The sequence below is a fragment of the Mesorhizobium sp. M0522 genome (assembly GCF_040321085.1).
Lineage (GTDB): Bacteria > Pseudomonadota > Alphaproteobacteria > Rhizobiales > Rhizobiaceae > Mesorhizobium.
Genome location: NZ_JAMYQW010000024.1, coordinates 98,136 through 107,981, shown reverse-complemented (window position 1 = coordinate 107,981; position 9,846 = coordinate 98,136). Strand labels below are relative to the sequence as shown.

8 protein-coding genes are annotated in these 9,846 nt (G+C 61.0%); 4 read left to right on the top strand and 4 right to left on the bottom strand.

The annotated features are described in order from the left end of the window. The coding region (locus tag NKI58_RS23425) for an extracellular solute-binding protein (protein ID WP_352825216.1) at positions 1 to 1,646 on the top strand (1,646 nt) is incomplete at its 5' end. A 23-nt stretch (positions 1,647 to 1,669) separates the two neighbouring features. After that, positions 1,670 to 2,347: a DsbA family oxidoreductase gene (locus NKI58_RS23420; protein ID WP_352785083.1), complete on the top strand. Its 678-nt coding sequence runs from the start codon at positions 1,670 to 1,672 to the stop codon at positions 2,345 to 2,347. Positions 2,348 to 2,353: 6 nt separating this feature from the next. Here the strand turns inward: NKI58_RS23420 and NKI58_RS23415 are convergent, their stop codons facing one another. Beyond that, on the bottom strand, positions 2,354 to 2,788 hold the full coding sequence (locus NKI58_RS23415; protein ID WP_352785086.1) for a hypothetical protein: 435 nt from the start codon (positions 2,786 to 2,788) through the stop codon (positions 2,354 to 2,356). 629 nt (positions 2,789 to 3,417) lie between these two features. On the opposite strand from NKI58_RS23415, the gene NKI58_RS23410 reads away from it, so the two are divergent. Together NKI58_RS23410 and mgtE are read left to right on the top strand one after the other, a co-directional pair. Continuing rightward, a complete protein-coding gene (locus NKI58_RS23410; protein ID WP_352785088.1) occupies positions 3,418 to 5,307 on the top strand; it encodes an ABC transporter ATP-binding protein/permease in 1,890 nt (629 codons plus the stop codon). A gap of 271 nt (positions 5,308 to 5,578) precedes the next feature. Next, positions 5,579 to 6,943, top strand: coding sequence for a magnesium transporter (gene mgtE, locus NKI58_RS23405; protein ID WP_352785091.1), 1,365 nt, complete (start codon positions 5,579 to 5,581; stop codon positions 6,941 to 6,943). 57 nt (positions 6,944 to 7,000) lie between these two features. On the opposite strand, the gene gor is transcribed toward mgtE, so the two are convergent. The 3 genes from gor to rpiA form a co-directional block, all read right to left on the bottom strand. Further along, a complete protein-coding gene (gor, locus tag NKI58_RS23400; protein ID WP_352785093.1) occupies positions 7,001 to 8,389 on the bottom strand; it encodes a glutathione-disulfide reductase in 1,389 nt (462 codons plus the stop codon). Positions 8,390 to 8,506: 117 nt separating this feature from the next. Further along, the gene (locus NKI58_RS23395) at positions 8,507 to 9,085 is read right to left on the bottom strand and encodes a DUF2059 domain-containing protein (protein WP_352448901.1); all 579 of its coding nucleotides are present in this window, start codon (positions 9,083 to 9,085) and stop codon (positions 8,507 to 8,509) included. Further along, the gene (rpiA, locus tag NKI58_RS23390) at positions 9,072 to 9,803 is read right to left on the bottom strand and encodes a ribose-5-phosphate isomerase RpiA (RefSeq protein ID WP_352456755.1); all 732 of its coding nucleotides are present in this window, start codon (positions 9,801 to 9,803) and stop codon (positions 9,072 to 9,074) included. Before rpiA ends, NKI58_RS23395 begins: the two co-directional genes overlap by 14 nt. Between the last annotated feature and the right edge of the window lie 43 nt (positions 9,804 to 9,846).

The window sequence follows — 9,846 nt, the reverse complement described above, 5'->3', positions numbered from 1 at the left end:
CCTATTGCGTCGTCGGCAGCTTCGACAATCTCAATCCGTTCATCCTGAGAAGCCTGCGCACCACCGCGCGCGGCATGATGGATCAAGCCTTTGGCAATCTTGTCTTCGAGCCGTTGATGCAGCGCAACTACGACGAGGCCTTCAGTCTCTACGGCCTGCTCGCCGATTCCGCCGACATGGACCCCGAGCGCAAGAGCATCGAATTCCACCTCGATCCCAGGGCCAAATGGTCGGACGGCGAGCCGGTGACGCCGGAAGACGTGTTGTTCACCTATGACGTCTTCACCGAGAAGGGCCGGCCACCTTACAGCCAGCGAATGAAAGCGATTGCCAAGCTCGAAAAGACCGGCGAGCGCAGTGTGCGCTTCACCTTCAACGACAAGGCGGACCGCGAATTTCCCCTGATCATTGCGCTGACGCCGATCATCCCGAAACACGCCTTCAACAAGGACACCTTCGACAGGACGACGCTAAAGCCGGTGATCGGCAGCGGGCCTTACACGGTGGCGCAAGTCGTGCCCGGTCAGCGCATCGTGTTCAAGCGCAATCCGGACTATTGGGGCAAGGACGTGCCGTCCAAGCGCGGCTTCGACAATTACGACCAGATCACCATCGAATATTTCCTCAACGCCAACGCCAAGCAGGAAGCGTTCAAGAAAGGCATCTGCGCCATCGACGACGACAGCGACCCGGTCAAACGCGAGCGCGATCTCGATTTTCCGGCCTTCCACAGGGGCGAGGTCATCGCCGAAACTTTCGATACCGGCATTCCGCCGGTGGTCAACGGTTTCCTGTTCAACACGCGGCTGCCGAAATTTTCCAATCCGGTCGTGCGGCGCGCGCTCGGCATGCTCTATGATTTCGAATGGGCCAACAAGAATCTGTTCGGCGGCAAATACACGCGCACGATGAGCTTTTGGCAGAATTCCGAGCTGTCCGCGCTCGGCCACCCGGCCAGCGAAAAGGAAAAGGCCCTGCTGGCCCCCTACCCCGGCCGCGTGCCCGCAGATGTCATGGACGGCACCTACAGGCCGCCCGTTACCGACGGCTCCGGCCAGGACCGCAAGGTGCTGAAGGCGGCATTCGAGCTGCTGAAGAGCGCGGGCTATACGGTGCAGGACGGCGCGATGCTCGATCCCGAGGGAAAGCCGTTCGGTTTCGAGATCCTGACCGCCTCGCAGGACGAAGAGCGACTTGCCGCTATCTATCAGCGCACCCTTGAGAAGCTCGGCATCGATGTCGGCATCCGCAGCCTCGACGGAGATCAGATCCAGTCGCGCAAGCAGCGTTTCGATTTCGAGGTGCTGGTCGGCTCGACCGGTTTCAACAACTCGCTGTCGCCCGGTATCGAGCAAACCGGGCGCTGGGGATCCGCTGCCGCCAAGGCCGAAGGATCGTTCAACCTCGCCGGCGTCGCCGATCCGGCGGTGGATGCGGCGATCGAGGCGATGCTGAGAGCTCGTTCGAAGGAGGACTCCGTCGCCGCCGTCCGCGTTCTCGACCGGCTGCTGATCTCCGGCAACTACATGGTGCCGACGCAGCACAACAACCAGCAATGGCTCGCTTATTGGAACTATCTGGAACATCCGCAAAAGACGCCCATATACGGTTATCAGTTGCCGACCTGGTGGCGCAAACCGAAGTGACCTCTTCACAACAGGAGATCAAGATGAACGACGAGAACTCGATTACCGTCGATGTGGTCTCCGACCTCGTGTGCCCCTGGTGCTTTATCGGCCAGAAACGGCTCGACAAGGCGATTGCCGCCGTCGATATCGACGTTCACATACGCTGGCGGCCCTTCCAACTCGACCCAACAATCCCGCCCGAAGGCAAGAACCGCCGCGACTATATGGTGGCGAAATTCGGCAGCGAGCAACGCATCCGCGAAATCCATGCCCGGATCGAGCCGCTGGGCGAGGCTGAAGGCATCTCCTTCGCCTTCGACACCATCAAGGTCGCGCCCAATACGCTGGATGCGCACCGTCTCATTCGCTGGGCCGGGACGGCCGGCGAGGCCATTCAGAACCGGCTGGTGCGCCGGCTGTTCCAGCTGAATTTCGAGGAAGGCGCCAATCTCGGCGATCATGCCGTGCTGATCGAAGCCGCCCGCGAGGCCGGCATGGATGCCTCCGTGGTCGAAACGCTTCTGCCGACCGACGCCGATGTAGAGGCGGTGCGCACCGAAATCGCCACCGCTTCGCGCATGGGCATATCGGGTGTGCCGTGCTTTCTGCTTGAAGGCAAATATGCGGTGATGGGCGCCCAGGACGCCGATACGCTCGCCGATGCACTCCGCCAGGTCGCCGCGGCCAAGGCACGCGGCGAACTGGAAACGGCGAACTGAGTCGGACTATTTCACCGTCACCTTGGCCTTGCTGACGAAAAAGCCATGGCCATGCTTGCCGGTGCAGGTCAATCCCTTGGTGGATGACTGGCAGGAAAACGGCCCCTTGCTCCAGCTGTTGCCGTACGCCAGCCTGGTGACGTCGCCGCAGCAGCCTTGCTCGCCCGGATTCTTGATCAGCGTCGCCGGACCTTTCGGGCCGAGGATGACGGTGACGTAGCTGGGCTCGACGCGCGAACAGCTCAACTCCGGTCCGCCATCCTGCGGCTCGTAGGTGCTGGTGCCGCCGTTCGGCGTGTAGATGCAGCCAATATTGCCGGACGGCGTGTTGAACTCGATCTGTCCCTCGGCGTTTGCGGGAACGGTCTGGCTGCCGGCATATGTTTGCGGCAGCCAGGCAAACATCACGAGCATCGCCACATACAATGTCCGTGCAAGCATGGCAAACTTCCCCCCGGGTCAAACCTGGATGCGTCCGGCAGGTTCGATCCGAAGCGCGTGTTTGTCAAACGCGGTTTGTGCGCGCTCTTAAAAAAGGCACGGGCCAATTGATATTGATCTTCATCCTGGACTGTGTCGGCAAAGTCATTGCTTGGCCGACTACGGCGTCCTGACAAGGCGGCTTCAACCACGAATCATACGGTCACTTCCTGGCCGCCGACGAGGCCGGACTGGCCGTGAAGGCGATTCAGGCTGTGAAGATCGACCGCTGGACGGCGCTTCTATGTTCACAAAGCTGTGTGAAGACCTTCCCTTGGGGAAGGTCTCTACTTGCTCCGGCACAGGCAAGTAACTAATTGAAATTGCGTGGATATTCCGCCCCTCGAAGCATGACGGCATAGCGCCATGATCATTCATTCTGTTGCTCCACTGCAACGGCCGGCGAGCTAAGCCACCTGCGACTGGTGAAAAGCTAATGGAAAATGATCAATTGGTGTTACTGTCCGTAACAAAAGAAAAATCGTTTGGGCGGGATAGTGATTCGGGTCGATAGACCAACGCGACATTCAATATCGGAAAAATGGCTCCGCGGTGCCGCAAGGCAGTCGCCCCTGACGCCCGTATCGTCGATGCGCAGCTTCTGGGGACTGATGCGGGCCTACTGGTTCTCGGACAAGTGGGTCGAAGCCTGGACGCTCACCTTGGTAATAGGCTTGCTGACAGGGCTCTCCAGCAAAGCCGACGTCTGGTTTACCGTGGCGGCGGCTGAACTATATACCTCAATCGCTTTTTTTCACGACGCCGCGAATACCACGCCGCTCAAAACGTTGCTGACCAATGCCGGCCTGCTCGTGCTGCTGGTCGTGCTCAAGGACATGGGCATTACCAGTACATGCAAGTTTGTATCGGCGACATTGCATCGCAAATGGCGCGGCTGGCTAGATAGCCGTTTCAATGCGGCGCTACTCGACCCCAACCATTCACACTACCACGCCCAGCATGGCTCGTCCGGCACGGCAGCGCCCGACAACATCGACCAGCGCGTGCAGGAATCGATCAAGGACATGACAGGCGGCGCTATTGGGCTTGCCATGGGGGTATTCAGTGTCTTTACCTCGCTCTACTTTGTCGGTGGAGCTTTGTTGGCAAATTCTGTGGAGGTAAAAGGACTCGAGTTCCTCGGCAGCTACGGGAGTGTCGTGCTTGCTCTGCTGGCGGTCGCTCTCTACGTGCCGTTCAACACCTGGATCGCAGTCAAAATCGGCGGAATGCTGGAGTGGCTCAACATCAGGATGCAGAAGGCTGAAGGCAGCTATCGGGGCGAACTGATCACGTTATTGCGCCGCAGCTTTCATGTGGCGGCCTCGCAAGGCGAAGTCGTGCAGAAGACGATACATAGCCGGCTCTATCTCGACATCGATAGGACTTGGTCGAAGTTCAACATCGTCAACACCATCTATTCGGGATTCGAATCGGTCTATAACTTTGTCGGTGCCAAAATTGTCGCCTTCGGGCCTGGCCTTGTGCCGTTCATCCATAACGGCCTCGACCTCAAGGGTTACATAACAGGTTCCGAACAGGTCAACGCGCTGATCAGCAAATGTTCGTGGTTCATCCATGTCATGCCAAGTCTTGCCACGTTGCGCGCCAACAGCTTGCGCGTCATTGAATTGGCGCAGGCGATCGAAAACGTCCAGCACCCGCAGGAATTTTATCAGCAGACCGGCCGCTCCGATTTTCGCTACGACCGCCAAAACCCGGTTTTCGGCCTGACCATCCAGAAGCTCGAACTGGCGCATCAGGGCGAGGACGCAACGCCCTTCCTGAGTGCTGCAAATTTGCGCTTCCGGCGTGGCGAGTGGACTTTCCTCAAGGGCGAATCCGGCTGCGGCAAGACCTCGCTGATTAAGGCGATCAACGGGCTGTGGCCTTATGGCCGCGGTACCATCGTCTTCCCGGAAGGGGTCAGGAGTTTCTACGCCGCCCAGGAGGTGAAGCTGCAGCAGGTCTCGTTGAAGCAACTGGTCTGCCTGCCCGGTTCCGAGCGTGATTACGCCGACCTGCAGGTCGCATCCGCCCTGCACAAGGCCGGCCTCGGCGATTTCATCGAGCATTTGGCCGATGAGAGTCGTGAAGGAAAGATCTGGGATCAGGTTCTCTCGGGTGGGCAGAAACAGAAGCTGGTTGTCGCCCGTATCGTGCTGCAGCAGCCGGGATTGCTGTTCCTCGATGAAGCCACCGGCGCGCTCGACCCCGATGGACGGATCGCCTTCCACCAGGCGATCAAGGACAATTGCCCTGATGCAACTGTGATCTCGATCATGCATGAGGCGACGCCGCCGAGATCGCTCGCGGGCACCGAATTCTACCACAGCGTGGTTGCGATCGCCGACGGCGTCGCCACCAAGAAGCCGCTGGTTCCGAGCTTGCCGGTAGAGCTCACCACCATCCTCACGCAGCCGACGCGGCCGGCCGAGGACAAATGGCTGCGCTTTCCCCGCCGGCTGAAGCAGAGATAGCCGCGGGCACCACTGCCGGCATCCAGCCAGCCTGCCACGTCGCCCGATCACAGTCTCGCGATCCAGTCGGTTTGCCGCCGCTTTAACCGCTCTCGCGATTGACTCGGCAAGGCGCGCTCCTATGTTGCGCCGGCTTGCAGAATCTCAACTCGAACCCGCGAGCAGAAAGGTCACCGCGCCATGCCTGGCGACAGTCACAGTCGAACGCAACCGCCGTCCGCTTGACGTGACCTGACAGGCTCACGTCCTGCCGGACGGCAAGGAGTGAGCCATGAACGAGTTTTCCCCTGTCGCGGGCGGCGATGCCATCGCCATCGCTCGCGTACTTGCCAACGACCACGTCGCCGACATCGTCGAGGCCTTGAACCAGGAGCCCCGCGAGACGGCATCGGAGCTGCTTTGCGAAGTGCCGTTCGAGCGGCTGGTCGAGATCTTCGACCAGCCTGAACTCGACGGCGCATCCGAACTGGTCGAGGCGCTGCCCCGCATCAAGGCAGGCAGACTGCTTGCCGCCATGTCGGTCGACCGCGCCGCCGACATACTGCGCGATCTGAACGAGCCGGCTCGTTCCGAACTGCTTGGTGGCCTGGCGCCACCGCTGCGCGCGACGCTGCTTGCTATTCTCGGCTACCCCGAGGGCAGCGCCGCCTCGCTCATGACGACCGAATATGTCAGCGTGCCGCCGGACTGGAGCGTGGCCCGCACGCTGGATTATATCCGCAAGGTGGAGCGGACTCGCGAAACCGTCTACGCGATCTACATCGTCGATCCGCAAACGCATGTCCTGTTGCGCTCGACCAGCCTGCGTCGACTGATCGCTGGCGGGCCCGACGAGCTGATCATGGCAATCGCGCCGGATCGTGCGCCTATCACCGTTTCACCGCTGACCGATAGTGAAAAGGTTGCTCAGTTGATCTCGAAATATGATCTGCTCGCCGTTCCGGTCGTGGACAACGGCAAACTGCTCGGCATCGTTACCATCGACGATATTATCGACACGATGATCGACGAAACGACGGAGGATGTGCATCGTTTCGGCGGCATGGAGGCTCTCGACGAGCCGTATATGAAGATGGGCTTTCTGGCGATGATCCAGAAACGCGGCGGCTGGCTGTGCGCGCTGTTTATCAGCGAGATGCTGACCGCCAACGCGATGCAAAGTTACGAGGGCGAGCTGGAAAAGGCGATCGTGCTGACGCTATTTATTCCATTGATCATGAGCTCCGGCGGCAATTCCGGCTCGCAGGCGACCTCGCTCGTCATCCGGGCGCTGGCACTGCGCGAGATCGGCCTTGGCGACTGGTGGCGGGTGGCATTGCGCGAGCTGCCCACCGGCCTGGTGCTTGGCTCGATTCTTGGCGTGGTCGGCGTCTGCCGCATCGCGCTCTGGCAGTATCTCGGCTTCTACGACTACGGCCCGCACTGGCCGCTGATCGCAATGACGATCGGCGCCACGCTGGTTGGCATCGTCACCTTCGGCTCGCTGTCTGGATCGATGCTGCCGTTCGCCCTGAAGCGCATGGGCTTCGACCCGGCCAGCGCCTCGGCCCCGTTCGTCGCCACGCTGGTCGACGTCACCGGGCTGGTGATCTATTTTTCTGTGGCGCTGGTGATCCTGCGCGGAACGTTGCTGTAAGAAAACTCACGCACTTCCATCGCGGCAATTTCGTTGCCGCGATGGGTTGTCGTCGCGTCAGACGCGCTCACCATCTCTCACCCGGTAAGTCGGCTTGTACATGGTGACGAGTTCTTCCGCGGCGGTCGGATGCACCGCCATGGTGCGATCGAAATCATCCTTGGTCAGGCCGGCCTTCAGCGGTATGCCGAGAAGCTGCGCCATTTCGCCGGCATCCGGCCCGAGAATGTGGGCGCCGAGGACCCTTTTCGAGGCGCCGTCGACGACCAGCTTCATCAGCATCTTTTCGTCGCGGCCGGAAAGTGTGTGCCGCATCGGCCGGAAGGTGGCGCGGTAGATTTCAACATCCGAAAAGCGCTTTGCCGCCTCATCCTCCGACAGGCCGACCGTACCGATCTCGGGCTGCGAAAAGACTGCGGTAGCGATCGTGTCATGGTCGGGCGCCGTCGGCTTGTCCTTGAAGGCGGTCTCGACGAAGCACATCGCCTCGTGGATTGCCACCGGCGTCAATTGCACGCGATGGGTGACGTCACCGATTGCCCAGACGTTGTCGATGTTCGTGCGGGAGTATTCGTCGACGTGGATTGCCCCGGTTTTGGTCATCTCGATGCCGACGCCTTCCAGGCCCATGTTCTCGGTATTGGGAATGCGGCCGATGGCGAGCATAACCTGGTCGACCGTCAGCACCGTGCCGCCGGTGACAAGCGCGTCGAGCCGGCCGTCAGGCCGCTTCCTGACCCACTCGGACACGGCGTGGCAGAGGATTTTTATCCCTTTCTTTTCCATCGTGTCGTGCAGCATGCGTCTGAGGTCCATGTCGAAACGGCTGAGGATCTCCTTGCCGCGGTAGACCAGCGTCGTGTCGACGCCGAGGCCGTGAAAGATGTTGGCGAATTCGACGGCGATATAGCCGCCGCCCTCGATCATGATTGCCTTCGGCAGTTCCTTGAGGTCGAAGGCCTCGTTGGAAAAGATGCAGTGCTCATGGCCGGGCAATGCCGGATGCGGCGCCGGTCGCCCGCCGGTAGCGATCAGGATCTGGTCGGCGGTAACGGTGCGATCCTCACCAAGAAGATGCACCACATGCCGATCGACCAGGGTGGCGCGCGAATGAAAGACCTCGCCGCCGGCGCCCTGCACGTTCTTCTTGTAGATGGCCTCCAGCCGGCTGATTTCGCGGTCCTTGTTGGCGACCAGCGTCTGCCAGTCGAAACGCGCCTCAGGCACCGTCCAGCCATAACCGACGGCGTCGGCGAAATGCTCGGGGAATTGCGAGGCGTAGACATAGAGCTTCTTCGGCACGCAGCCACGGATCACGCATGTGCCGCCATAGCGGTATTCCTCGGCAATGCCGACACGCTTGCCGAGTGCTGCCGCGACGCGCGCCGCCCTCACCCCGCCGGAGCCGCCGCCGATGACGAAAAGATCGTAGTCGTAACCGGCCATGGCTGAACTCCTTGCCCCTCAAACCCCGAGACAGGTAGGCTGCCGACTATCAAAAGAAAAGCCCGGACTTGCCGGGCTTTTGGTCCAGTGGCGGTCAGGCGGCTCGGAAGTCCGCAATCAATTCGGTGTAGCGTCCGCGGGAGCTGCGCCATCGGCCGGAGCGGTACCGTCGGCAGGTGCAGCCGGCGCCTTGGCATTCGCGGCTGCACCCAGGGTTTCGCCGACCTGCTGGGCGAGATCGCGAGCCAGGCCGTTCTGCCAGATCTCGGCAGCCTTCACCAGTTCGCGCGTCACGATCGGGCCGTTGTCGAGCAGCTTCTTGCCGGAATCGGAATTGTAGAAGGCGGCGATTTCATTGAGTTCCTTTTCCGAGAACACCTTTGCATAGGCGAGCGCCGCTTCCTTTTCCAGGTCGGCGCGGCGCGATGCCAAGGCCATCGCCTTCTCGTTGATCGTCTTGGCGATCAGTTCCTGCATGTCCGGGTTCTTCTGGATCAGCTGCTGCTCCAGTGCCGCGGCCGCTTGCGGCAGGATGCTGTCGAACGTATCCGTCGCATGGATCGCCGCGACGGCGGCGCGCGCCGCCTTCAAATGCGCATCGGTGACGTCCTGCGAAAACGCAGGCGACGAAAACGCGAAAACGGCCGAGGCCGCCAGAATGGCAAAAAAGCGGCCAACCCGGTTATGCAACATCATGATCGGTAAAACTCCCTGATTTTCGGGCGGCATGGACGGTTTGGATGCCGTCGCCGCCGGCTATGATGGCCGTTGATGCCAGCCCGATGAAAAGACCATGCTCGACCACGCCCGGAATGGCGTGGAGAGCATTCGAAAGCGCTCTTGTATCCGGAATGCGGCCAAAAGATGCATCGAGGATAAAATGGCCGCCGTCTGTAACAAATGGCTGGCTCCCCGTCATCCTCAATGTAACAGGGCCGGAAAGGCCAAGGTTTGCAGCCGCCGCGCCGACCGCAATTTCGGTGGCGCGCAGGCCAAACCGGTTGACTTCGATGGGCAGCGGAAAACGGCCGATCATCTCGACCATCTTGGAGCTGTCGGCGATGACGATCATGCGGGCGGAGGCCGCCGCGACGATCTTTTCGCGCAGCAGCGCGCCGCCGCCGCCCTTGACCAATGTCAGCGCCGGATCGATCTCGTCGGCGCCGTCGATGGTGAGATCGAGCTCGGGGGTTTCCTCGAGGGTGGACAGCGGCACACCAAGCTCGGTGCAAAGGACCGCGGTGCGCTCCGAGGTCGGCACGCCGATGACAGTCAGGCCGGTGGCGACCTTGTCGGCGAGCAGCCGCACGAACTCGTCCGCCGTCGTGCCGGTGCCGATGCCGAGCCGCATGCCATCCGTGACATGGGCAAGCGCTGCCCGCGCGGCCTCAACCTTCAATTGCCTCGCATCCATGCCGGGTCCCGAGATTTGTTTCGGCGCTCGTAGCATTTTTGCC